We start from the raw sequence: 22,829 nt of genomic DNA, 5'->3' as shown, positions 1-22,829 counted from the left end.
GACAGACCCGGCGAACCGGGACGGAACATCCCCGGCCGATTCACCCACTCCGGCCTACTGCTCGGCGAGCGCGCGGAGCCGGCTGAGCGCCCGGTGCTGTGCCACGCGTACCGCTCCGGGGGACATTCCGAGCATCTGCCCGGTCTCCTCGGCGGTCAGCCCGACGGCGACGCGCAGTACGAGGAGCTCGCGCTGGTTCTCCGGAAGGTTGGCCAGCAGCTTCTTGGCCCAGGCCGCGTCACTGCTGAGGAGCGCGCGCTCCTCCGGACCCAGCGAGTCGTCGGGCCGCTCGGGCATCTCGTCGGAGGGCACGGCCGTGCTGCCCGGGTGCCGCATGGCGGCCCGCTGCAGGTCGGCGACCTTGTGCGCGGCGATGGCGAAGACGAAGGCCTCGAAGGGGCGCCCGGTGTCGCGGTAGCGCGGCAGGGCCATCAGGACGGCGACGCAGACTTCCTGCGCCAGGTCCTCGACGAAGTGACGGGCATCACCGGGCAGTCGCGAGAGCCGGGTGCGGCAGTAGCGGATGGCGAGGGGGTGCACGAAGGCCAGCAGGTCGTGCGTGGCCTGCTCGTCGCCCTCGACCGCGCGGCGCACGAGCGTGCTGGCGGTCCCGTCACCGCCGCCCCGGGCGGCGCCGGCGGGGCGGGTGGGTCCTGTGGCCGCGGGGGACCCCTGGGCCTCGTCGTCGCGCATCAATCCATGGTGCCTTGGCGCCGGAGTGTTCGCGGCACCGCGGTCCGTGTTGTGCGTCGAAGCGTTATGAGGGGTGGGTGCACCGGAACTCATGCTCTGGCCCTCCCCTCCCGCTCGGCCGAATCGTTGCCGCGGCGTCATCTCCAAGGATGCGCCACACCCTCAAGCATGCGGCATCGCGCACGAAGCGACACGTCCCCCGGATTGTGCCCCGCCAATCCCCCGGTTCGCACCGAGGTTCGACGAAGCGGCCGACGCGGTGTCGGCGGCCCGGCCGCGGCGCCGCCGGCCGGTGAGGGCCGGCGGTCGTGCGGTCGTGCGGTCAGCGGACCAGGCCCCAGCGGAAGCCGAGCGCAACGGCGTGCGCCCGGTCCGAGGCTCCCAGCTTCTTGAACAGACGGCGGGCGTGCGTCTTGACCGTGTCCTCGGAGAGGAAGAGCTCGCGCCCGATCTCCGCGTTGGACCGGCCGTGGCTCATGCCCTCCAGCACCTGGATCTCGCGCGCGGTGAGCGTGGGCGCGGCGCCCATCTCGGCCGAGCGGAGCCGGCGCGGGGCCAGCCTCCAGGTCGGGTCGGCCAGGGCCTGGGTCACCGTGGCCCGCAGTTCGGCGCGCGAGGCGTCCTTGTGCAGATAGCCCCGGGCACCGGCGGCGACCGCGAGGGCCACGCCGTCCAGATCCTCGGCGACCGTCAGCATGATGATGCGGGCGCCGGGGTCGGCCGAGAGCAGTCGGCGAACCGTCTCCACACCGCCGAGCCCGGGCATCCGCACGTCCATCAGAATCAGATCGGAACGGTCGGCACCCCAGCGGCGGAGGACTTCCTCGCCGTTGGCAGCCGTCGTCACACGCTCGACGCCGGGCACGGTGGCAACCGCGCGACGGAGCGCCTCTCGGGCAAGCGGGGAGTCGTCGCAGACGAGGACGGATGTCATGACCGCCCTCCGCAGCTGCTGATGCGCGTCACCTTGAGCCTCCAGGCTGGTACGTATCGTCACCTGTGCGGTCGATGCTCCCGGACACCTGTCCGAGAACTTATTGGTTCAACCGCCTTCGCACTCTCAACGATGGTCACTCGAAAGAGTTACGGGTCGGACGGACACCTTCGGCACTCTACGTGAGGAAGCGAACACAACGCGGGCACCACTCACGGCGTGTCCTCCATCTGGCGTTATGCCCTATTTGGCGGCTTTCCTTCCGTTTGGCGCATGTCTGAGGCTAGATTCCCAATGAGTCATATTTACATCTACTACGACAGTAGGTGTGGAGACATGGACCGTATCCGCCTCAGTACCGGCACCAAGAGGACTACCAATGGCAGATTTCTCCCGCCTCCCCGGACCGAACGCCGACCTCTGGGACTGGCAGCTGCTGGCTGCCTGCCGCGGGGTCGACAGCTCCCTCTTCTTCCACCCGGAAGGCGAGCGGGGCGCGGCCAGGAGCGCGCGCGAGGCCTCGGCTAAAGAGGTCTGCATGCGCTGCCCGGTGCGCGCGGAATGCGCCGCGCACGCCCTCGCCGTCCGCGAGCCCTACGGGGTGTGGGGCGGCCTCACCGAAGACGAACGCGAAGAACTGATGGGCCGCGCCCGCCATCGCCTGATCCCCGCCGCGACCGTGATCGGACCGGTCGCTCCGCACTGAGCAAGGGCGAGGGGAAACGTCCGAAGGAACGTTTCCCCTCGCCATCCCGGCGCCCACGGGGGCGCCGTCACCGGACGGGCCGCCACCCGAGTGGCCGTACCGCCGTACGGTTCTTTCGCGTGGCGGCCGATCCGGCCACCCGCCCGGCCCCGCGCGACGCCGCCGGCTTCGCGCGCCGCGGCCCGACGCGCCGTCGCCTACCTCCACGCGCCGCGGCCCAACGCGCCGCGGCTTATCTCCGCGCGACGCGGCCCAACGCGCCATGACTCAACGCTGCGCCGCGCGCTCCAGCTCGGTCAGGGTCGCCGCGACCGCCGGGACCCGGGCCAGGTCGGGCAGGGTCAGCGCCACGACCTCCCGCTCGACGGCCGGTTCCACGATGAGGGTGCTCACGCCCTTGGCCCGTACGGACTCCACCGCGAGCTCCGGCAGCACCGCGACCCCGAGCCCGGCCCCGACCAGGCCGACCACGGCCGGGTAGTCGTCGGTGGCGAAGTCGATGCGCGGGGTGAAGCCGACGCCCTCGCACACCTCGACCAGATGGCGGCGGCAGCGCGGGCAGCCCGCGATCCACGGCTCGTCCGCCAGCTCCGCCATGCCCACCCGCCCGGCGCCGGCCAGCCGGTGCCCGTCGGGGACCAGTCCGACGAGCCGGTCGGTCAGCAGCGGCCGGACCACGAGGTCCTCCCACTCGCCCGCCGATCCGGCGGCGCCGCCGTAGCGGAAGGCCAGCGCCAGATCGCAGTCACCCTCGCGCAGCATCTCCACCGACCGCGGCGGCTCGGCCTCGACCAGCGAGATCCGGGTGCCCGGGTGCGCGGCGCGCATCGCCGCCAGCGCGGTGGGGACCAGCGTGGAGCTCCCGCTCGGGAAGGAGACGAGCCGGACCCGGCCCGCGCGCAGCCCGGCGATGGCCGCGACCTCCTCCTCGGCGGCGGTCAGCCCGGCGAGGATCCCGGCGGCGTGCCGGACCAGCGCCCCACCCGCCTGCGTGAGCCGCATCTCGCGGCCGGTGCGGATCAGCAGCGGGGTGCCGGCGGACTGTTCCAGCGCCTTCATCTGCTGGGAGACGGCCGGCTGGGTGCACCCGAGCTCGCGGGCGGCGGCGGAGAAGGATCCGGTTCCGGCGACAGCGCGCAGAACTCGGAGATGACGTGCCTCGATCACCCCTCGAGCATAAGGCCTACTTTGACGACCTCGCGAATAATCCTGAGTCACTTTGAGGCCATTCGGTTAGCGTGACCGCATGCATCTGATCTCCGTGAACCTCGGCCGCGCGACGGCCGTCGATTACACCGACGGGGAGGGCGGGCTGACCGGCCACGGCAAGCTGCCCGCCCCCGGTCCCGTACGGGTCTTCGCGCCGGGCCCCAAGGGGCTCGCGGCGAGCGGGCTCGACGGCGACGACGTCTGCGACCGGCGCCATCACGGCGGCTACCACCAGGCCGTGTACGCGTACGCCCGCGAGGACCTCGACTGGTGGGCGCGCGAGCTGAATCGCGAGCTGCCCGGCGGGGCCTTCGCCGAGAACTTCACCACCTCCGGCCTGGACGTGAACGGCGCGCTGCTCGGCGAGCGCTGGCGGATCGGACCGGACCTGGTCGTGGAAGTGGCCTCGGCCCGCATCCCGTGCCGGACCTTCCAGGGCGCGCTCGGCGAGAAGGCCTGGGTCAAGCGGTTCACCCGGGAGGCCCGGCCGGGCGCGTACCTGCGGGTGATCGAGGAGGGGTCCGTCTCCCCCGGCGACACCATCGAGGTGGTGCACCGCCCGGACCACGAGGTGACGGTGCGGTTCTGGTTCCGCGCCGTCACCACCGAGCGGGAGCTGCTGCCGCGCACCCTGGCCGCGGGGGACGCCCTGGAGCCGAAGGCGCGGGACAAGGCGCTGGCCTACACGCAGCAGGAACAGGAGCGGGAGCGGGCACGGAAGCCGGAGCCGGAGCGGGAGCCCGTGCGGTAACTGGAGCAGCCCGCCAAGTGGCGGCGACCGCAAGGAAGCTGACGCGAAGGCCGGTCCGGGGCCCTATCCGGAACCTGGTACGGGCGGCGGCCGCCCGGGCGGCTAGGTTGCGCGTATGACGACTGCGTTGATTACGGGATCCACGGCGGGCATCGGCGCCGCCTTCGCCCGGCGGCTCGCCGCCCAGGGGCACAACCTCGTCCTGGTGGCCCGGGACACCAAGCGGCTGGGCGAGCAGGCCACCGAACTGCACGACCGGCACGGCATCGAAGCCGAGGTGCTGGCCGCGGACCTCTCCACCGAGGAGGGCATCACGTCGGTCGAAAAACGCCTTGGCGACCGCACGCACCCGGTGGACCTGCTGGTCAACAACGCCGGTTTCGGCAACAAGGGCCGCTACCTCGAGGTCTCCATGGCCGACGAGCTGACGATGCTGAAGGTCCACATCGAGGCCGTACTGCGGCTCACCTCGGCTGCGACCGAGTCGATGCGCTCGCGCGGGCGGGGCGGCGTGATCAACGTGGCCTCGGTGGCCGCCTTCCTGCCGCGCGGCACCTACGGGGCGAGCAAGGCCTGGGTCGTGCAGTTCACGCAGGGCGCGGCCAAGGACCTGACCGGCTCGGGCGTACGGCTGATGGCGCTGTGCCCGGGCTTCGTGCGCACCGAGTTCCACCAGCGCGCCGGCATGGGCACGGACAACATTCCCGGCTGGATGTGGCTGGACGCCGACAAGCTGGTGTCCGCGGCCCTGGCCGACCTGGCGCGGGGCAAGACGGTGTCGATCCCGGACCCCCGGTACAAGGCGCTGATGGGTGTCGTGAAGCTGACCCCGCGCGGGTTGCTGGGCGGGGTCTCCTCGCGCACGGGGCGCAAGTACGGACCGCAGTAGCCGGCAGGCAAACGCGGCATATGGGTGAAATCTCCCTAGACTGGATGTGTCCCATCCAGCGCGGGAGGCGACGCGATGACATTCGTACAAGTGATCGATTACGAGACCACGCGGTTCGACGAGATGAACGCGCTCATCGACCGCTGGGCGGAGCAGGCGAGCGGCCGGCGCACGGTCACCCACACGCTCATCGGCAGGGACCGCGACTCCAAGACCCACTACGTCGACCTCGTCGAGTTCCCGTCCTACGAAGAGGCCATGAAGAACTCTCAGCTCCCGGAAACGGACCGGATGTTCCAGGAGATGGTGGCCCTGTGCGAGGGCATGCCCACGTTCATGAACCTCGACGTGGTCCGCGACGAGTACCTCAACAAGCTCGTCGCGACCCGGTTGTTGGACGAGATCGCGGCCAGGGGCAACTTCGACGCCATCGACGAGTGCGTCGCGGCCGACTACGTCACCCACGACATCATGCAGAGCGGGGACAGGGGCAACGGCCGCGAGGGCCTGCGCATGACCATGGGCATGTGGCGGGCCGCCTTCGACTTCACCTTCGACATGACGCGCCAGATCGCCGAGGGGGACTGCGTCACCACGCTCTGGGACTGGAAGGGCACCCACAAGGGCGAGTTCATGGGGGTCGCGCCGACCGGCAGGGAAGTCTCCATGTCGGGCTGTACGACCTGCCGCATCGAGAACGGCCAGATCGCGGAAGACTGGTGGTACTACGACGCACCGGGCCTGATGCGACAGATGGGCATGACGCCCGGATAGCCGCAGTAGGGAAAGCAGCCGCAGAGGCAGCCGGGAAAACAGACGGGAAAGCCCCGGTCACCACCGCTTGGCAGCGGTGACCGGGGCTTTGCCGCGACTACTGACGAGGTCAGTGGCTGTGGCCGTGACCGTGGCCGTGACCGGCGTCGCCCTCGTCGTCGGCCGGCTTCTCGACGACCAGGGTCTCGGTCGTGAGCAGCAGGGAGGCGATGGAAGCGGCGTTCTCCAGCGCGGAGCGGGTGACCTTGACCGGGTCGATGACGCCGGCCTTGACCAGGTCGCCGTACTCGCCGGTGGCGGCGTTGAAGCCCTGGCCCTTGTCGAGCTCGGCGACCTTCGAGGTGATGACGTAGCCCTCGAGGCCGGCGTTCTCGGCGATCCAGCGCAGCGGCTCGACGGCGGCGCGGCGCACGACCGCGACACCGGTGGCCTCGTCGCCGGTCAGGCCGAGGTTGCCCTCGAGGACCTTGACGGCGTGGACGAGCGCGGAGCCACCGCCGGAGACGATGCCCTCCTCGACCGCGGCGCGGGTCGCCGAGATGGCGTCCTCGAGGCGGTGCTTCTTCTCCTTGAGCTCCACCTCGGTGGCGGCGCCGACCTTGATGACGCAGACGCCGCCGGCGAGCTTCGCCAGGCGCTCCTGCAGCTTCTCGCGGTCCCAGTCCGAGTCGGTCGACTCGATCTCGGCCTTGATCTGGTTGACGCGGCCGAGGACCTCTTCGGAGCTGCCGCCACCGTCGACGATGGTGGTGCTGTCCTTGGAGATCGTGACGCGGCGGGCGGAGCCCAGTACGTCCAGACCGGCCTGGTCGATCTTGAGGCCGACCTCCTCGGCGATGACGGTGGCACCGGTGAGGGTGGCCATGTCCTGCAGCATCGCCTTGCGGCGGTCACCGAAGCCGGGAGCCTTGACGGCGACGGCGTTGAAGGTGCCACGGATCTTGTTGACGACGAGGGTGGAGAGCGCCTCGCCCTCGACGTCCTCGGCGATGATCAGCAGCGGCTTCGAGGCGCCGGCCTGGATGACCTTCTCGAGCAGCGGCAGGAGGTCCTGGATGGAGGAGATCTTGCCCTGGTTGATCAGGATGTACGGGTCATCGAGGATGGCCTCCATACGCTCCTGGTCGGAGACCATGTACGGGGACAGGTAGCCCTTGTCGAAGGCCATGCCCTCGGTGAACTCGAGCTCCAGGCCGAAGGCGTTGGACTCCTCGACGGTGATGACACCGTCCTTGCCGACCTTGTCCATCGCCTCGGCGATGAGGTCACCGACCTGCTGGTCCTGCGCGGAGAGCGCGGCCACGGCGGCGATGTCGGACTTGTCCTCGATCGGGCGGGCGGTCGCGAGGAGCTCCTCGGACACGGCCTTGACCGCGGCGTCGATGCCCTTCTTCAGGGCGGCCGGGGAAGCACCCGCGGCGACGTTGCGCAGACCCTCGCGGACCAGCGCCTGGGCCAGCACGGTGGCGGTGGTGGTGCCGTCACCCGCAACATCGTTGGTCTTGGTCGCCACCTCCTTCACGAGCTGCGCGCCAAGGTTCTCGTACGGGTCGTCCAGCTCGACCTCGCGAGCGATGGTGACACCGTCGTTCGTGATGGTCGGAGCACCGAACTTCTTGTCGATGACGACGTTGCGGCCCTTGGGGCCGATCGTCACCTTGACCGTGTCGGCAAGCTTGTTGACGCCGCGCTCGAGGGCGCGACGAGCGTCCTCGTCAAACTTAAGAATCTTCGGCATGGGAGCGGTTCAGCCCTCTCGTTGCGATCCCCGGCCGCTCACCGCGACCGCCTAGAACGAACTACGCCCCTCGCCGCCCGGCATCAGCAGGGGTGACCAGGGGCGTAGCTCAAAGCAAAACTGAAGAAGTGACTACTTCTCGACGATCGCGAGCACGTCGCGGGCCGAGAGGACGAGGTATTCCTCGCCGTTGTACTTCACTTCGGTGCCGCCGTACTTGCTGTACAGCACGACGTCGCCAACGGTGACGTCCAGCGGAAGTCGCTGGCCGTCCTCGAAGCGGCCCGGGCCTACCGCGAGGACGACGCCCTCCTGGGGCTTCTCCTTCGCGGTGTCCGGGATGACCAGGCCAGAGGCCGTGGTCTGCTCGGCGTCGAGCGGCTGGACCACAATGCGGTCCTCAAGCGGCTTGATGGCAACCTTGGAGCTGGTGGTCGTCACGATCCGACCTCCCCCTTCGGAGATCCGGGGTCAACTGTCTGAGGTGGCGACCAGGTCGATCCGTCGTCGCGGGTGCCGGATCTGCCTGTCGCTGTGTTGGCACTCACCAGGGGCGAGTGCCAGACGCGAGACTATTCCGGGGATTAGCACTCGGTCAAGCGGAGTGCCAATACGCGCCGCGGTTTTTCCCCGTCCGGGCCGGTCCGGGGCGCCCGAAACCCCGCCCGGGGACCGTCCAGAACCACCCGGAACCGCAAGCCGAACCTGGCCGGGGTCTTCACCGGCCCTTCCGTTCGAGGGCTTCGACAGGAACCATGACCGGAACCACGGCGTGGAGATGAACGTCGTAGACGATATGAAGATAAAGCGGCTCATTGCCGAGCAGATCGGGCCCGAGGCCCCTGCGAGCCCGAGCTCAGCGGGCGCCATCGACGACGGCGGCGTCCCGTGCGCGGATTGAAGCCCCTGACGACCGCGGGCGCGCGCCGCCGCACGGAAGCGCTGCTGCTCGTCCTCGTCGTCGGCGTCACGGTGGCCGGACACATCAGCGCGAGCCTCGCGATGAGCGACGCGCTGCCGCCCGGCCTCACCGGCTTCGTGATCAGCATGTCGCTGCTCGCGCTGGTGGGGCATCTGGCCGTACGCCGGTTCGCGGCGTACGCGGATCCGCTGATCTTCCCGCTCGCCCTGCTGCTGACCGGGATGGGCCTGGTGCTCCTGCACCGCCTCGACCAGGGGTACATCGACCGGTTCAAGGGCGCGGTGGCGAACGCTCCCGGCCAGCTGATGTGGTCGGTGGTCGGCGTCGCGGCCTGCATCGCGGTGCTGGGGATCCTGCGCGACCACCGGCTGTTGCAGCGGTTCATCTACATCACGATGGTCCTCGCGCTGGTGGCGCTGATCGCCCCCGCCTTCTTCGGCGCGGACACCTACGGGGCGAAGCGCTGGATCATCATCGGCGGGCTCTCGGTACAGCCGGGCGAGTTCGTGAAGATCATGATCGCGGTCTTCTTCGCGGGCTACCTGGTCGTCCACCGGGACTCGCTGGCCCTGTCGGGCCGCAAGTTCATGGGCATGCGGCTGCCGCCGATGCGGCAGCTCGGACCGATCGTCACCGTGTGGATCGTCTCGCTGCTCGTCCTGGTCTTCGAGCGCGACCTCGGGACCTCGCTGATCTTCTTCGGTGTCTTCGTGGTGATGCTCTACGTGGCCACCGAGCGCACCAGCTGGATCGTCTGCGGCCTGGTCCTGGCCTCGGCGGGCGCCTTCGTCGTGGGTTCGACCGAACCGCACGTCAAGGGCCGCGTGGCCGCCTGGCTGGACCCGCTGTCGTACTACTGGAAGGAGCGGCCGCCGGGCGTCGTCTCGGACCAGTCCGCGCAGGCCCTGTTCAGCTTCGGCACGGGCGGCGTCTCGGGCACCGGGCTCGGGATGGGCCACCCGGAGCTCATCGGGTTCGCGGGCCGCAGCGACTTCATCCTGACGACGGTGGGCGAGGAGCTCGGCCTGGCCGGCGTCATGGCCGTCCTGGTCCTGTACGCGCTCCTCGTGCAGCGGGGGCTGCGGATGGCCCTGGGCGCCCGGGACCCGTTCGGCAAGCTGCTGGCGGTGGGCCTGTCCTCGGCGCTGGCCCTCCAGGTCTTCGTGGTGGCCGGCGGCGTCACGGGCCTCATCCCCCTGACGGGCAAGGCCCTGCCCTTCCTCGCGGCGGGCGGCTCTTCGCTGCTGGCCAACTGGATCATGATCGCCCTGCTCCTGCGCATCTCCGACAGCGCGGAACGCCAGCGCGAGGCGGACAGCCTGGGACCGGTGGAAACGACGATCACGCCCGCGGTGGTGCGCCAGTAGTGCGGTGGCGCGCCAGTAGTGCCGTGGCGGGGATGCTTCGCCGGGCCGTGCCGGGCGTCGCGACCCGGTGAACCCTCGCGGTCGCAGCCCTCAGAGGTAGTCCTCCAGCCGCCCGATGCGGTACCCCTGCTCCTGTATCCGCCGGAGCATCCGCGTGGTCATCTCGATCTCCGTCGAGCCCTTGAGCTCGGCGGGGCCGCGGAAGTGGGCCAGGACGATGTCACCCGGTTTGAGGGCGGAGCCCTCGGCGTACTGGAAGTTGTTGATCTGCATCGACACGCGCCACAGGAGGAGCTGGGTTATCCCGCACTCGTTCGCGGCCCTGAGGGTGTCGTCGTTGTAGTTGCCGAACGGGGGCCGAAAGCGCGTCGGCTTCGCGCCGAAGCGCTTCTCCAGGCGTTCCTGCTGGCCGCATATTTCCTTCTTCTGCGCCGCGAAGGGCAGGGTCCGCAGGTTCGGGTGCGTCAGCGTGTGGTTGTTTATCGTGCTGCGGGAACCGTTGTCGCGGAGCTTCTCGAAGTGCCCGTAGTCCGCCGAGGCGACGCTGTCCGTCAGGAACATGCTGATCGGCAGCTTCAGGTCGGCGGCCATCTTCAGGAACTCGGGGTCCTTCTCCGCGCCGTCGTCGAACGTCAGGAAGACGACCTTGTCGTCCGCCGGGACGGGTATTCGGTCGATGACCTGGACCCTGCCCGGCTTCGCCGACGGGATCTGGGGTTTGGCCCGGGGCTTGGGCGCGTACTGGAGGGGGGCGGTCAGCCCCCACTTCTTGTACGCCTCGTCCCCCGCCGCCCCCGGCCCGGCCCCGGACGGGCCGGATGGCGACGAGGAGGCGGAGGCCGAAGGCGACGGGGACGGCGTGGTCTGCGTCGCCTTGCGGCCGAGCCGCTCCGTGGGATCCGCGCCGTCCCCGCACCCCGTCAGGGACAGCGCGAGCGCGCCGGCCGCCAGCGTTCCGGCTACCAACCGGCGCGTGTGCTTCACAGATAGTCCTCCAGGCGTGCCACGGCGTACCCCTTGGCCGTGACGGTCTTCATGACATGACGGATCATGTCAGTCATGCTCCCCTTCCAGTCCTCCTTGCCCCGGAAGTGGGTGAGGATGATGTCGCCGGGGTGGAGGTCCTTGTCCCATTCCCTCCAGTCCATCCGGTTCGGGAAGGCCTCCTCGTTCCACAGCGGAACGGCCTTGATCCCGCAGGACTTGGCCGCGCGCAGCGTGTCCTCGTTGTAGTTCCCGTACGGCGGACGGAACAGCGTCGGCCGCTTGCCGAACTGCTTCTGGATCGTGTCCTGCTGACCGCAGATCTCCTGCCGCTGCTTCTCGTACGAGAGCGCTGGCATGTAGCGGTGGTTGAGCGTGTGGTTGTTCAGGGTGACGCCCGCGGCCTGCATCGCCTTGAAGTACGGGTAGTTGTCCCGCACCAGGTAGTCGCTCAGGAACGCGGTGTACGGGAGCTTGAGTTCCTGCATCATCTTCAGGAACTCGGGGTCCTTCTCGGCGCCGTCGTCGATCGTCAGGAAGACGACCTTCTCCTCCGTGGGGACGGTGGTGAAGACCGGCGGCAGGTTCTCCTGGTCCTCCACCTCGAAGCCGTCGCGGGTGGTGATCTCCGGCTTCTTCTTGGGGGCCGCCGGGGCCGTGAGCGGCGGTTTGGCCAGGCCCCACTTCTTCGCGGCGACCGCCCGCGCCTGTTGGGCGGCCTTCAGCTTCTCGGCGTGGTTGCCGAGTGCGCCGGCCGCTCCGGCCTCGGCTCCGGCGGCCGCCTTCGCCTTCGCGGCCTTGTCCGGCTTCCCGGGCTCCGCGGATCCGCACCCGGTCGCCAGTCCGGCGACCAGCAGTGCGGCCATGGCGGCCATCCCCAACCGGCCTCGCGTTGCTGCCGCGATCCGGTGACCCTGTTGCGTCTTATGTTCCTTTTGTCGGACTAGCTGCATAGTTGGGCATCTTTACACCCGCCCCACCCGCGCCGGGGCCGACACCGCGAGGGGAATTCGACCTTCCTCCGAGTGGCCCACCGTGGCCGACAATGGACCCGTGACCCCCGAAGACTTCGCCGCGCTCCTCACCCCCGAGGGCAGCGCCCTCCTCGACTCGCTCCGGGACTACGACCCCGCCCAGGAGATCGCCGTCGCCACCCGGCTGCGCCGCGAGCACCCCGCCGCGCTGGTGTCCGCCGCCCTCGGGCAGGCCCGGCTGCGGCAGCGCGCGGTGGCGAAGTTCGGGGCGCAGGACGCCCACCGGATGTACTTCACGCCCGGCGGGGGCGAGATGGCCACCCGCGCGTCGGTGGCCTCGTACCGCGCCGAGCGGCTCGCCGCCCTGGGCGTACGCAGCCTCGCGGACCTGTGCTGCGGCATCGGCGGCGACGCCCTGGCCCTGGCCCGGATCGGCATCCGCGTGCTGGCGGTGGACCACGACCCGCTGACCGTCGCCGTCGCGCGCGCCAACGCGCGGGCGCTGGGGCTCGCGGACCTGATCGAGGTCCGGGAGGCGGACGTCACGGAGGTCGACACCGCGGGCTACGACGCCGTCTTCATCGACCCGGCCCGCCGGGGCGGCAAGGGGGTGGGGGCCGCGCGGAGCGCGTCGGTGAGGGGTGGCGGCCGGGCGACGGGTGGGCGCGTCTTCGACCCGGAGTCCTACTCCCCGCCGCTGTCGTGGGCCGTGGCCACCGCCCGCTCCGCGAAGTTCGCCGCCATCAAGATCGCGCCGGGGATCCCGCACGAGGCGGTCCCCGCCGAGGCCGAGGCCGAGTGGATCTCCGACCACGGGGACGTGAAGGAGGCCGTCCTGTGGTTCGGGACCGCCCCGGGCGAGATCCGGGCGACCCTGCTGCCCGGCCCGCGCGCGCTGGCGACCGCCGACCCGCTGCCCGATCCGCAGGCCGGTCCCGTCGGCCGCTACCTCTACGAGCCCGACGGCGCCGTGATCCGGGCCCATCTCGTCGCCGAGGTCGCGGAGCGGCTGGGCGGCCGGCTGATCGACCCGACCATCGCGTACATCACCGCCGACGAGCTGCGCGAGACCCCGTACGCGACCTCGTACGAGATCACGGACGTGCTGCCCTTCGGACTGAAGAAGCTCAAGGCGCTGCTGCGCGAGCGCGGCGTCGGGATCCTGACGGTGAAGAAGCGCGGCTCCGCGATCGAGCCCGAGGAGCTGCGCCGGAAGGTGAAGCCGCAGGGCCCGAACTCCGCGACCGTGTTCCTGACCCGGGTCGCGGGAGCCCCCTCGATGCTGATCGGCTCGCCGACGACCGGGCCCTGACGCTCCGGGGAAGACGCCGGGGGCCGTCCCGGGCGGGCCGGTGGAATTGGCGGGCTCAGGACGACACGGGCCCGGAGGACGCGGTCTCGGCGGACGCGGGCCCGGCGGACCGCGACCCGCCACCGAAGGCGCGTAGCGCCCAGCGGTAGTGCGCGCCCGCCTTGCCGGCGCCCAGCAGGCCGGTGATCCAGAGGATCATGCCGAGGCCCATCGTGTACGCGACCTCGCCGTAGGTGTCGTCCCCGGGCACGGCCGACGCCGCCGATCCGAGTGTCACCCAGAGCCCCAGTCCGCACAGGACGAACGAGGCGAGCAGCCAGGTCAGGCTGAGCCCCGGAGCGCGCACCGCGGAGTCGGCGGCCGGGTCCCGCCCCAGCTCCGCCCACGCGCACAGCAGTCGGCGTACCTGCCGGTCCCGCTTGGCGCCCCAGGCGAGCCAGAATCCGGCCGGGATCAGCACGCCTACGCCGAGCGCCGCGAAGATGAGGCCGAAGAGGTACGAGAACGGGTCGTGCGCCTCGAAGGCCATCAGGGCCATGCCGACGAAGGACCAGCCGAGGGCGAAGACCGCCGCCACGGCCCAGAGCAGCAGCAGCCGCCCGATGCCCAGGCTGCGGCGCCCGAGCTCGCTCAGGAACCGGGCGCGGTCGGCCCGTACGGTGCTCTCGTCGAGCCAGGCGCGCAGGTGCGCGGGAGGGGGCGGCGGGGGCAGTTCACGGCGGGGCATGCGCATGACCATATCCGCCCCGCCGCGCGGACCCCGCGGATCCCGCCCGTCCCCCGGCGCGAAGGCTCAGCTTCCGCCGGCCTCGACCGTCTCCACCGATTCGAACCGCCAGCGGTGGACCGCCCGTGTGATCAAGTCGGCAGCGGGCTCGGGGAGTTCGGGCAACTCGGCCGCGATCCCCTCGGAGGTCTCCCACCAGGTGATCACGAGCACCCGGTCGTGCGGGGCCCGGAACACCTCGCGGCGCACCGGATCTTGGGCGAGCACCTGGGAACGGGCCCACTCCAGCAGCTCGTTGTCCCGCCCGGGGACGGACCGGGCCTCCCACATCAGCGCGACGGTGCTCACGAGTACAGGTTGTCCTTGCTCAGCTCGTGCACGTGGTCATGGTCGTGGCCGTGCCCGTGCCCGTGGTCATGCCCGTGGCCGTGGCCGTCGTCGTGCGTGTGCCCGTCGCCCCCGGACCGGCCCGGAACGTGCGGCTGCGTCACCGGCAGCGAGGAGTCCGCGGGCAGGTCCCAGTCCGAGGCCGCCCTGTTCCGCTTGACCATCTCCGCGCCCAGCGCCGCCACCATCGCGCCGTTGTCCGTGCACAGCCCCGGCCGCGGCACCCGCAGGACGATCCCCGCGGCGTCGCAGCGCTCCTGCGCGAGCGCGCGCAGCCGGGAGTTGGCCGCGACACCGCCGCCGATCATCAGGTGGTCGACGCCCTCGTCCTTGCACGCGCGGACGGCCTTGCGCGTCAGCACGTCCACCACGGCTTCCTGGAAGGACGCCGCCACATCGCGCACCGGCACCTCCTCGCCCGCCTTCCGCTTCGCCTCGATCCAGCGGGCGACGGCCGTTTTGAGCCCGGAGAAGGAGAAGTCGTACGCGGCGTCGCGCGGCCCGGTCAGCCCGCGCGGGAAGTTGATCGCCTTCGGGTCCCCCTCGCGCGCGAGCCGGTCGATGACCGGACCGCCGGGGAAGCCCAGTTGCAGCACGCGCGCGATCTTGTCGAAGGCCTCGCCCGCCGCGTCGTCGATGGTCGCCCCGAGCGGCCGCACGTCGGAGGTGATGTCGGGAGCCAGCAGCAGCGAGGAGTGCCCGCCGGAGACCAGCAGCGCCATCGTCGGCTCGGGCAGCGGCCCGTGCTCCAGCTGGTCGACGCAGATGTGCGAGGCCAGGTGGTTCACCCCGTACAGCGGCTTGCCCAGCGCGTACGCGTACGCCTTCGCGGCGGAGACGCCCACCAGCAGCGCCCCCGCGAGTCCGGGACCCGCGGTGACGGCGATGCCGTCGAGGTCGCGGGCGCTGACCCCGGCCTCCTTCAGCGCGCGCTCGATGGTGGGGACCATCGCCTCCAGGTGCGCCCGGGAGGCCACCTCGGGCACGACGCCGCCGAAGCGGGCGTGTTCGTCGACGCTGGAGGCGATGGCGTCGGCCAGGAGGGTGGTGCCCCGGACGACGCCGACGCCGGTCTCGTCGCAGGAGGTCTCGATGCCGAGGACGAGCGGTTCGTCAGCCATGGGTCGTCTCACCTTGTACGGGTCCGTCTACGGGTACGGAGTGTGCGGGGTCGGAAAGGCGCATCACGAGCGCGTCGACGTTGCCGGGCTGGTAGTAGCCGCGGCGGAAGCCGATCGGCTCGAAGCCGAAGCGTGCGTACAGCTTCTGGGCCCGGGTGTTGTCGACCCGGACCTCCAGCAGCACCTCGGCGCATTCGAAGTCGGTGGCGGCGCGCAGCAGGTCGGTCAGCAGCCGGGCACCGAGTCCGGTGCCCCACTGGTCGGGGGCGGCGGCGATGGTCTGTACGTCGCCCAGGTCGCCGGCGGCGGCCAGCCCGGCGTAGCCGACCAGGCGGCCCTGCGGGGTCTCGGCGACGACGTAGTGGCGGGTGGCGCCGGGGCCGCGCGCGTGGGCCAGCTCCGACCAGAACATCCCCGCGGACCAGGCGTCCTCGGGGAACAGCTCGTGCTCCAGTTCCAGCACGGGCTCGATGTCCCACCAGCGCATCTCGCGCAGGACCGCCGTCACTGCGGGGTGACCACCTTGTAGTTCTTGGGCACCTGCGCGTCGGGCCGGCGCAGGTAGAGCGGGGCCGGAGGCACGCCCGGGGCGTTCTCGAAGGCGGCCCCGGCCGCGAGCCGCTCCGCCGCCAGGGCGGCCAGCGCACCGGCGCTCTGGTGCTCGGGGTCCCGCGCGTCGGTGAAGACCTCCGGGTAGAGCCGGGCGCCCTGCCCGACGGCGGGCAGGCCGGCGACGCGATCGGCGATGTCGGCCGGCCGGTCCACGGCGGGCTCGCCGACCCGGGTGCGCGGGTCCTCGTACCGGGCCCAGTAGACCTCCTTGCGCCGCGCGTCGGTGGCGACGGTGAAGGGGCCCTCGATCCCGGCGGCGCCGGCCGCGTAGGCCAGGCCGTCCAGGGTGCACAGTCCGTACACGGGCACGCCGAGGACGGAGGCGAAGGTCGAGGCGGTGACGAGGCCGACCCGCAGCCCGGTGTAGGGGCCGGGGCCCACTCCGACGACGAGGCCGGTGACGGCTTCGAGCTTGACCCCCGCCTCTGCGAGGACCTTGTCCACGGAGGGCAGCAGGAGCTCCCCGTGTCGGCGGGCGTCGACCTGGTTCGACTCGGCGAGGACGGACTCGCCGTCGTGCAGGGCGACGGTGACGGCGGGCGTGGCGGTATCTACAGCGAGCAAGAGCACGCGAACAGCCTACGACTCCGGGGCCCCGGGCCCTTGCGGCCGGTCTGCGGGCACCCCGGCTGCTACCTTCGACCCAGGTGTCACCGATCACGGCACCCCCACGTCGGCGACACGGCGGCAACACGGCGCCAGGGCCCTCGAAGACCATGCGGAGAGGTGGAGCAAGGTGGCACGCAGCAGCTCGGGAATCGTGGCCGGGCTCACCGCCGCGGCCCTCGCGGTCATCGGCTTCCTCGGCTACCAGGCCTCCGCCAGCGCCCCCGCGCACCCGCCGAAGGCGGCCGCGCAGGCACCCGCCCCCGCCCCGGCCGACCCCGGCACCGCCAAGGCCGACCCGGGCAAGCCCGTGGCCGTACCGGCCGGTTCCGGCACCGGGGTGCGCGTCGTGTACTCGGTCGGCGCGAAGCGCGTGTGGCTGGTGGGCGCGGCCGACCAGGAGCCGAAGTCCTTCGCGGTGATGCCGAGCACGGTGCACCCGGCGCCCGGCAGCTACACGGTCGGCTCCCGCTCGGGCACGGTGACCGGCTCGGACGGGGTGCCGATCGAGCACGTGGTCCGCTTCGCCACCGCGGAGGGGATCGCGATCGGCTTCAGCGCCCGCGTGGACAACACGGTGCCGGCGCCCGACACGACCAAGAAGACCGGCGGCATCCGCATGACGCGCGCGGACGGCGACGCGATGTGGGCCTTCGCCACCATCAGCTCGAAGGTCGTCGTCGTTCCCTGACGTTCCCGGACCCGGACCCGGACCCGGACCTGGATCCTGACCGGATCCGATGCACGATCCGGTCCGGGATCCGACACGCTGATTTCACTCGTACGAGGGACACGCGAGGACCGGAGACGGCCCTCGCCGGGGACGGCCCCCGCCGGGGCTTTCCACGCGGGGCGGCTTCCGCTCGGGACGCTTCCCCTCGGGCCACTTCCTCAGGCCGCTTCGGACTCCGGAGCGGCCCCTTCGCCGTCCCGGCCTTCTTCGCCGGCTTCGGCGGCTTCGGCGGCCGCCTCGTCCGGAGCCCCTTCCCCTTCCACGGCATCCGCCCCGGGGTCCGGTCGCCGCGCGCGTTCGCGCGAGGGGGGCGTGGACACCGCGCTGGCCGCCGCTCCCGCGGCGAGCAGCGCCCCCATGGACACGGCGGACGGGCGGGGGGTGCGCGCTCCCGGTGCCACTGCTCCTGCTGCCGACATGGCTGCCTCCTGGCCGGGGCCGGCCCGTACTTAGGCACGCCTAACCAGCCCTCGGTACCATGTGACCACGCGCCCTGCCGCGCGCGCAATATCTTGCCGACGAGTTGTCGGCACGTTTACTCCGAGCGGACTCCCGCGAGGGCCCGCAGGCCGGCCCCGCCGCCGGCCCCGCCGGACCAGCGCGCGCCGACCCCGCGGAGCACGACCTCCCGTACGTCGTCCAGGACTTCCTCGTGCCCGACCGCCCGCCGGATCACCACGTGCAGCCGGTCGTCGGACAGCTCCTCGACCTTGCCGTCGCCCCACTCCACGACGACCACGGACTCGGGCAGCGAGACGTCGAGGTCCAGGTCCTCCATCTCGTCCAGCCCGCCGCCCAGGCGGTACGCGTCCACGTGCACCAGCGCCGGACCGCCGGTCAGCGACGGGTGGACCCGGGCGATCACAAAGGTCGGCGAGGTCACGGCCCCGCGGACGCCGAGCCCCTCGCCGAGACCGCGGGTCAGGGTGGTCTTGCCGGCGCCGAGCTCCCCGGTCAGCAGGACGAGGTCGCCGGGGCGCAGCAGTCCGGCGATCCTGCGGCCGAGGTCCTGCATGGCATCGGGCGAGCCGATGGTGACGTGCGCTTCGGTTCCCGCGTCAGGAGCCGGTGCCTGTGCCCGACCCGGTGCCTGCGCCTGTGCCTCTGCCTGTGCCTGTGCCTGGCTGCGCGATGCTTCCCGCGCTACTTCTTCCATGCTCGCCAACGTTAGCCGGTACGGACACCACGCCCGTGCGCGCCAGCAGCTCGGTCAGCAGCCGGGTCACGGTGTCCGGGTGCTCCAGCATCATCAGGTGCCCCGCGGACTCCAGGACGACGAGCTCGGCGGAGGGCAGCGCGTCCTTGATGGCCTGGCTGTGACCGGGCGGGGTGACCATGTCGCGGTCCCCGGCGATGACGGTGACGGGGATGTCCGCGAATCGCTGGAGCACGGCCGTCTTGTCGTGCGTCTGGAAGGCCGGGTAGAACTCGGCGACCACGTCGATGGGCGTGCCCTCGATGAGCCGCTCGGCGAAGCGGGCGACGCCCGGGTCCACGTCGGGCGAGGCGAAGGAGTACATCTTGACCATGCTCGCGAACAGGTCCGCGGTGGCCCGGCGACCCTTCTCCACCAGCTCCACCTGGGAGCCGAGCGCCCTGAGCACTCCGGGCAGCAGCCGGCGCACCGCCCCGAAGCCGACGGAGGGCAGCCCGTACGTCACCTCGTGCAGGCGGCCGCTGGAGGTGCCGACCAGGACCACCCCGGCGACCCGGTCCCGGACGAGCTCGGGGAACTGGTCCGCCAGTCCCATGACGGTCATGCCGCCCATCGAGTGACCGACCAGGATCAGCGGGCCCTCGGGCGCGGCCGCGTCGATGACGGCCCGCAGGTCGCGGCCGAGCTGCTCGAAGGTCACCGGCTCGCCCTGCGCCTGGGCGAGGCCGCGCCCGCTGCGGCCGTGGCTGCGCTGGTCCCAGTACACGGCCCGGACCAGGCCCCGCAGGGCGGCGCGCTGGAAGTGCCAGGAGTCCTGCGCGAGGCAGTAGCCGTGGCAGAACACCACGGTCGGCGGGGCGGGGGCCTTGCGGCGCAGCCGGCGCCGCTTGCCCTCCTCGGGCAGCTCGTCGACCTCGTAGTGGAGCGAGGTGCCGTCCTCGGCCCGCGCGGTGCCCGAAGTGCCGCGCAGGGAGCCGTAGTCCCCGGTCGCGTCGAGGGCGAGGCGGGCCCGCACGCGCATGCCGCGCCCGACGGTGATCCGTTCGACCGCGACGCCGGCCGCGGCGCCCGCGGCCATCACGCCGATGGCCGCTCCGGCCCAGCCGGCCTTGCGCCAGTTCTCGCTCACGCCGCCGCCCTCACTCAGCCGTCGCGGTACGGCCGTTGCGGTATACGCGGGGGACCCGCGTCCCGATACGGGTGACGATCTCATACGCGATGGTCTGTGCCGCTCGGGCCCAGTCCTCGGCGGAGGGCTCGCCGCGCTCGGGGTCGCCGAAGATGACGACCTCGTCGCCGGGGCGGACCGGGTCCTCGGGGCCGATGTCCACGACGAACTGGTCCATGGCGACGCGGCCGACGGCGTGGCGGATCCTGCCGCCGAGGAGCACCGGGCCGCGGCCGGAGGCGTGCCGCGGGATCCCGTCGGCGTAGCCCGCCGGGATCAGCGCGAGCCGGGTCTCCCGCTCGGTCACGTAGTGGTGCCCGTAGCTGACGCCGTGCCCGGCGGGGACCTCCTTGACCAGGGCCACGGAGGCCTTCAGGGCCATGGCGGGGCGCAGCCCGAGCTGGGCGGGGGTGCCGAGTTCGGGGGCGGGCGACACGCCGTAGACGGCGAGTCCGCAGCGGACGAGGTCGAAGTGGCTCTCCGGCAGCGTGAGGGTCGCGGGTGAGTTGGCGATGTGCCGGACCTCGGGCTCGAGGCCCTCCTTCTCGGCGTGCGCGAGCATGTCGCGGAAGGCGGCCAGCTGCGGCGCGATGGAGGGGTGGCCGGGTTCGTCGGCGCAGGCGAAGTGGGACCAGAGCCCGGTGACGCGGACGGTCCCCTCGGCCTGGGCGGCCACGGCCGCGCCGACGAGCTCGGCCCAGTCGGCGGGCTGGCAGCCGCCCCGGCCGAGCCCGGTGTCGGCCTTGAGCTGGACGCGGGCGGTCCGCCCGGCGGCGCGCGCCGCCTCCCGCACCTCGTCCAGGGCCCACATCGCGCTGACGGACACGTCCACGTCGGCCTCGACGGCCTGCTGCCAGGGCCCGCCGGGGGTCCACAGCCAGCACAGGATCCGGCCGCCGACGCCGGCGGCGCGCAGCGCGAGCGCCTCGTCCGGCGTGGCGGTCCCGAGCCAGGTCGCGCCGGCCTCCCGGGCGGCCTCGGCGCAGGCCACGGCTCCGTGCCCGTAGGCGTTCGCCTTGACGACGGCCATCAGCTCGGACCGGGGCGCCAGCTCGCGCAGTGCGCGCACGTTCTCCCGTACGGCGTCAAGATCGATCTCGGCGTACACGCGGGTGGCTGTCTCATTCATCCCCCCCAGTCTCGCAGAACCCCCACCCGCCGCTGGTGAGCCCACTCCCGGACCCGTGCGGCCGCTCCCCCGGGACTCCGCCCCGGGACCGCGCGTCCCGGTCCCCGTCAGCCCGACCTGACGTCCCGCCAGGCCGAGGGCAGGGCCCGCGCCACCCCGTGCGCCAGCGCGGGAGCACCGGCGGACGCCCGCCGCCCCGCCAGCCCGTGCAGGTACGCCGCCACCGATCCGGCGTCGACCGCCGACAGGCCCGCCGCCAGCAGCGATCCGCCCAGCCCCGACAGCACGTCCCCGCTCCCGGCGGTCGCCAGCCAGGCCGTGCCCGTCGGGTTGACCCGTACGGTCTCCCCCGAGGGGGAGGACACCACCGTCGTCGAGCCCTTCAGCAGCACCGTCGCCCCGTACCGCGCCGCCAGCCGCCGCGCCGCCGCCAGCCGCCCCGCCTCCACCTCTTCGCGCGGGACCCCGAGCAGCGCCGCCGCCTCCCCCGCGTGCGGGGTCAGCAGGGTCGGCGCCGTCCGTGCCCGCAGCGCCCCGGGGTCCAGGCCGCGCAGGCCGTCCGCGTCCACCAGTACCGGCACCGGCTGCGCGAGGGGCTTCGCCAGGACCTCCGCGCCGCCCTCGTCGCCGAGCCCCGGGCCGACCACCCACGCCTGGACCCGGCCGGGCCCGATCAGCGTCTCCGGGTAGCGCGCCAGCACGGCCTCCGCGACCGCCGCCGGTCCCACGTACCGCACCGCGCCCGCACCTCCGCGCAGGGCCCCCGCCACCGCGAGCACCGCCGCACCCGGATAGCGCGCCGACCCGGCGACGATCCCGACCACGCCCCGCCGGTACTTGTCGCTCGTCTCCGTCGGCTCCGGCAGCAGCCGCGCCACGTCCGCGTGCTGCAAGGCCTCCGCCTCCGGCGGCCCGGGGAACTCCAGCCCGATGTCCACCAGGTGCACCACGCCGGCCCGCGAGGCCCCCGGGGCGATGAGCAGTCCCGGCTTGTACGCCCCGAAGGTCACGGTGACGTCGGCCCGTACGGCCGTCCCCGCCGCCACCTCCCCGGTGTCCGCGTCCACCCCGCTCGGCAGGTCCACCGCGACCACCACCGCGCCCGCCGGGATCCGCTCCACGAGCGCCGCCGCGGCCGGCCGCAGCCCGCCCCGGCCGCCGATCCCGACGAGCCCGTCCACGACGAGATCCGCCCCCGGGGGCACCGCCGGGTCGAGGCGGCCGCCGGCGGCCAGCAGCGCGGCCAGCCCGCCCGGGTGCACCCGGGAGGGATCCACCGGCACCGCCGTCACCCCGGCACCGCGCCGGGCCAGGCGCGCGCCGGCGTACAGCGCGTCGCCGCCGTTGTCCCCGGAGCCGACCAGGAGCACGACCCGCGCCCCGTACACCCGGGGCAGCAGCCGGGCGCAGACGGCGGCCAGTCCGGCCGCCGCCCGTCGCATCAGGGCGCCTTCGGGCAGCCGCGCCATCAGCTCCCGCTCGGCGGCCCGTACGGTCTCCACGCTGTAAGCAGTTCGCATGGGACCACCCTGCCCGCTATCCCTCGGCGATCACCACCGCGGAGGCGACACCGGCGTCGTGGCTGAGCGAGAGGTGCCAGGACCGGACGCCCAGCTCCGCAGCCCGCGCCTGGACCGTCCCGGCCACCCGCAGCCGCGGCTGCCCGCTCTCCTCCACGTACACCTCGGCGTCGGTCCACAGCAGTCCGCCGGGCGCGCCGAGCGCCTTGGCGAGCGCCTCCTTGGCGGCGAACCGGGCGGCGAGCGAGGCCGTCCCGCGCCGCTCACCGCCCGGCAGGGTCAACTCGGCGTCGACGAACAGTCGTTGCGCCAGGGCCGGCGTCCGCTCCAGCGCGGCGCCGAACCGCTCGATCTCGGCAACGTCAATCCCCACACCGATAATCACAACTACAGACTCGCTTCGCTCACTTCACCGTC

The 22,829-nt window shown here is 72.4% G+C and carries 25 protein-coding genes; 7 read left to right on the top strand and 18 right to left on the bottom strand.

Annotated elements, in window-relative coordinates; genetic code table 11:
* Window positions 1–54: 54 nt before the first annotated feature.
* Together J7E97_RS07155 and J7E97_RS07150 are read right to left on the bottom strand one after the other, a co-directional pair.
* On the bottom strand, window positions 55–693 hold the full coding sequence (locus J7E97_RS07155) for a sigma-70 family RNA polymerase sigma factor (RefSeq protein ID WP_251053997.1): 639 nt from the start codon (window positions 691–693) through the stop codon (window positions 55–57).
* A 322-nt stretch (window positions 694–1,015) separates the two neighbouring features.
* Window positions 1,016–1,627 (bottom strand): response regulator transcription factor, encoded by a 612-nt coding sequence (locus J7E97_RS07150; RefSeq protein WP_003948568.1) that lies wholly within the window; start codon window positions 1,625–1,627, stop codon window positions 1,016–1,018.
* Between the two features lie 379 nt (window positions 1,628–2,006).
* On the opposite strand from J7E97_RS07150, the gene J7E97_RS07145 reads away from it, so the two are divergent.
* Window positions 2,007–2,333 (top strand): WhiB family transcriptional regulator, encoded by a 327-nt coding sequence (locus J7E97_RS07145; RefSeq protein WP_215023519.1) that lies wholly within the window; start codon window positions 2,007–2,009, stop codon window positions 2,331–2,333.
* Window positions 2,334–2,600: 267 nt separating this feature from the next.
* Here the strand turns inward: J7E97_RS07145 and J7E97_RS07140 are convergent, their stop codons facing one another.
* Entirely contained in the window at window positions 2,601–3,500 is a 900-nt protein-coding gene (locus tag J7E97_RS07140; RefSeq protein ID WP_215023517.1) for a LysR family transcriptional regulator, read from the bottom strand.
* A 79-nt stretch (window positions 3,501–3,579) separates the two neighbouring features.
* Here J7E97_RS07140 and J7E97_RS07135 point away from each other — a divergent pair, with 79 nt between their 5' ends.
* The 3 genes from J7E97_RS07135 (at window position 3,580) to J7E97_RS07125 (ending at window position 5,956) form a co-directional block, all read left to right on the top strand.
* On the top strand, window positions 3,580–4,293 hold the full coding sequence (locus tag J7E97_RS07135; protein ID WP_215023515.1) for an MOSC domain-containing protein: 714 nt from the start codon (window positions 3,580–3,582) through the stop codon (window positions 4,291–4,293).
* A 115-nt stretch (window positions 4,294–4,408) separates the two neighbouring features.
* On the top strand, window positions 4,409–5,182 hold the full coding sequence (locus J7E97_RS07130; protein ID WP_215023513.1) for an SDR family oxidoreductase: 774 nt from the start codon (window positions 4,409–4,411) through the stop codon (window positions 5,180–5,182).
* Between the two features lie 75 nt (window positions 5,183–5,257).
* A complete protein-coding gene (locus J7E97_RS07125; RefSeq protein WP_215023511.1) occupies window positions 5,258–5,956 on the top strand; it encodes an ester cyclase in 699 nt (232 codons plus the stop codon).
* A gap of 109 nt (window positions 5,957–6,065) precedes the next feature.
* On the opposite strand, the gene groL is transcribed toward J7E97_RS07125, so the two are convergent.
* Complete coding sequence (gene groL / locus J7E97_RS07120) at window positions 6,066–7,694, bottom strand: chaperonin GroEL (RefSeq protein ID WP_215023509.1); 1,629 nt, start codon at window positions 7,692–7,694, stop codon at window positions 6,066–6,068.
* A gap of 132 nt (window positions 7,695–7,826) precedes the next feature.
* Window positions 7,827–8,135, bottom strand: a complete 309-nt coding sequence (gene groES, locus J7E97_RS07115) for a co-chaperone GroES (protein ID WP_008739621.1) — start codon at window positions 8,133–8,135, stop codon at window positions 7,827–7,829.
* 447 nt (window positions 8,136–8,582) lie between these two features.
* Here groES and J7E97_RS07110 point away from each other — a divergent pair, with 447 nt between their 5' ends.
* Window positions 8,583–9,983 (top strand): FtsW/RodA/SpoVE family cell cycle protein, encoded by a 1,401-nt coding sequence (locus tag J7E97_RS07110; RefSeq protein ID WP_215023507.1) that lies wholly within the window; start codon window positions 8,583–8,585, stop codon window positions 9,981–9,983.
* Window positions 9,984–10,073: 90 nt separating this feature from the next.
* Here the strand turns inward: J7E97_RS07110 and J7E97_RS07105 are convergent, their stop codons facing one another.
* Together J7E97_RS07105 and J7E97_RS07100 are read right to left on the bottom strand one after the other, a co-directional pair.
* Window positions 10,074–10,967, bottom strand: coding sequence for a polysaccharide deacetylase family protein (locus tag J7E97_RS07105; RefSeq protein ID WP_308346417.1), 894 nt, complete (start codon window positions 10,965–10,967; stop codon window positions 10,074–10,076).
* Entirely contained in the window at window positions 10,964–11,920 is a 957-nt protein-coding gene (locus J7E97_RS07100) for a polysaccharide deacetylase family protein (RefSeq protein WP_215023505.1), read from the bottom strand. Before J7E97_RS07100 ends, J7E97_RS07105 begins: the two co-directional genes overlap by 4 nt.
* A 100-nt stretch (window positions 11,921–12,020) precedes the next feature.
* Between J7E97_RS07100 and J7E97_RS07095 the strand changes: the two genes are divergently transcribed.
* Entirely contained in the window at window positions 12,021–13,253 is a 1,233-nt protein-coding gene (locus J7E97_RS07095; protein WP_308346415.1) for a methyltransferase domain-containing protein, read from the top strand.
* A 55-nt stretch (window positions 13,254–13,308) separates the two neighbouring features.
* On the opposite strand, the gene J7E97_RS07090 is transcribed toward J7E97_RS07095, so the two are convergent.
* The 5 genes from J7E97_RS07090 to tsaB form a co-directional block, all read right to left on the bottom strand.
* On the bottom strand, window positions 13,309–13,980 hold the full coding sequence (locus tag J7E97_RS07090) for a hypothetical protein (protein WP_251053993.1): 672 nt from the start codon (window positions 13,978–13,980) through the stop codon (window positions 13,309–13,311).
* Between the two features lie 66 nt (window positions 13,981–14,046).
* Window positions 14,047–14,328: a hypothetical protein gene (locus J7E97_RS07085; protein ID WP_308346414.1), complete on the bottom strand. Its 282-nt coding sequence runs from the start codon at window positions 14,326–14,328 to the stop codon at window positions 14,047–14,049.
* Window positions 14,325–15,488: a tRNA (adenosine(37)-N6)-threonylcarbamoyltransferase complex transferase subunit TsaD gene (gene tsaD, locus J7E97_RS07080; RefSeq protein WP_215023499.1), complete on the bottom strand. Its 1,164-nt coding sequence runs from the start codon at window positions 15,486–15,488 to the stop codon at window positions 14,325–14,327. Before tsaD ends, J7E97_RS07085 begins: the two co-directional genes overlap by 4 nt.
* Window positions 15,481–15,975 carry a ribosomal protein S18-alanine N-acetyltransferase gene (gene rimI / locus J7E97_RS07075; RefSeq protein WP_215023581.1) on the bottom strand — a complete coding sequence of 165 codons (495 nt, stop codon included), beginning with the start codon at window positions 15,973–15,975 and terminating at the stop codon, window positions 15,481–15,483. The genes tsaD and rimI overlap by 8 nt, the downstream gene beginning before the upstream one ends.
* 17 nt (window positions 15,976–15,992) lie before the next feature.
* Window positions 15,993–16,670 carry a tRNA (adenosine(37)-N6)-threonylcarbamoyltransferase complex dimerization subunit type 1 TsaB gene (gene tsaB, locus J7E97_RS07070; protein WP_215023497.1) on the bottom strand — a complete coding sequence of 226 codons (678 nt, stop codon included), beginning with the start codon at window positions 16,668–16,670 and terminating at the stop codon, window positions 15,993–15,995.
* A 166-nt stretch (window positions 16,671–16,836) separates the two neighbouring features.
* Here tsaB and J7E97_RS07065 point away from each other — a divergent pair, with 166 nt between their 5' ends.
* Complete coding sequence (locus tag J7E97_RS07065) at window positions 16,837–17,397, top strand: hypothetical protein (RefSeq protein ID WP_215023495.1); 561 nt, start codon at window positions 16,837–16,839, stop codon at window positions 17,395–17,397.
* Between the two features lie 200 nt (window positions 17,398–17,597).
* Here J7E97_RS07065 and J7E97_RS07060 read toward each other — a convergent pair whose 3' ends face one another.
* The 6 genes from J7E97_RS07060 to J7E97_RS07035 form a co-directional block, all read right to left on the bottom strand.
* A complete protein-coding gene (locus J7E97_RS07060) occupies window positions 17,598–17,858 on the bottom strand; it encodes a hypothetical protein (protein ID WP_215023593.1) in 261 nt (86 codons plus the stop codon).
* Window positions 17,859–17,974: 116 nt separating this feature from the next.
* Entirely contained in the window at window positions 17,975–18,454 is a 480-nt protein-coding gene (gene tsaE, locus J7E97_RS07055; protein ID WP_251053991.1) for a tRNA (adenosine(37)-N6)-threonylcarbamoyltransferase complex ATPase subunit type 1 TsaE, read from the bottom strand.
* A gap of 43 nt (window positions 18,455–18,497) precedes the next feature.
* On the bottom strand, window positions 18,498–19,673 hold the full coding sequence (locus J7E97_RS07050) for an alpha/beta fold hydrolase (protein ID WP_251054018.1): 1,176 nt from the start codon (window positions 19,671–19,673) through the stop codon (window positions 18,498–18,500).
* A 61-nt stretch (window positions 19,674–19,734) separates the two neighbouring features.
* Complete coding sequence (alr, locus tag J7E97_RS07045; protein ID WP_215023489.1) at window positions 19,735–20,892, bottom strand: alanine racemase; 1,158 nt, start codon at window positions 20,890–20,892, stop codon at window positions 19,735–19,737.
* Between the two features lie 107 nt (window positions 20,893–20,999).
* Window positions 21,000–22,412 (bottom strand): NAD(P)H-hydrate dehydratase, encoded by a 1,413-nt coding sequence (locus J7E97_RS07040; protein WP_215023484.1) that lies wholly within the window; start codon window positions 22,410–22,412, stop codon window positions 21,000–21,002.
* A 16-nt stretch (window positions 22,413–22,428) separates the two neighbouring features.
* Complete coding sequence (locus J7E97_RS07035) at window positions 22,429–22,797, bottom strand: holo-ACP synthase (RefSeq protein ID WP_215023482.1); 369 nt, start codon at window positions 22,795–22,797, stop codon at window positions 22,429–22,431.
* Between the last annotated feature and the right edge of the window lie 32 nt (window positions 22,798–22,829).

Source organism: Streptomyces sp. ISL-66, from assembly GCF_018614135.1.
Taxonomy (GTDB): Bacteria; Actinomycetota; Actinomycetes; order Streptomycetales; family Streptomycetaceae; genus Streptomyces.
Note: the sequence above shows the minus strand (reverse complement) of the source record. Positions and strands in the feature narration are given on the sequence as shown.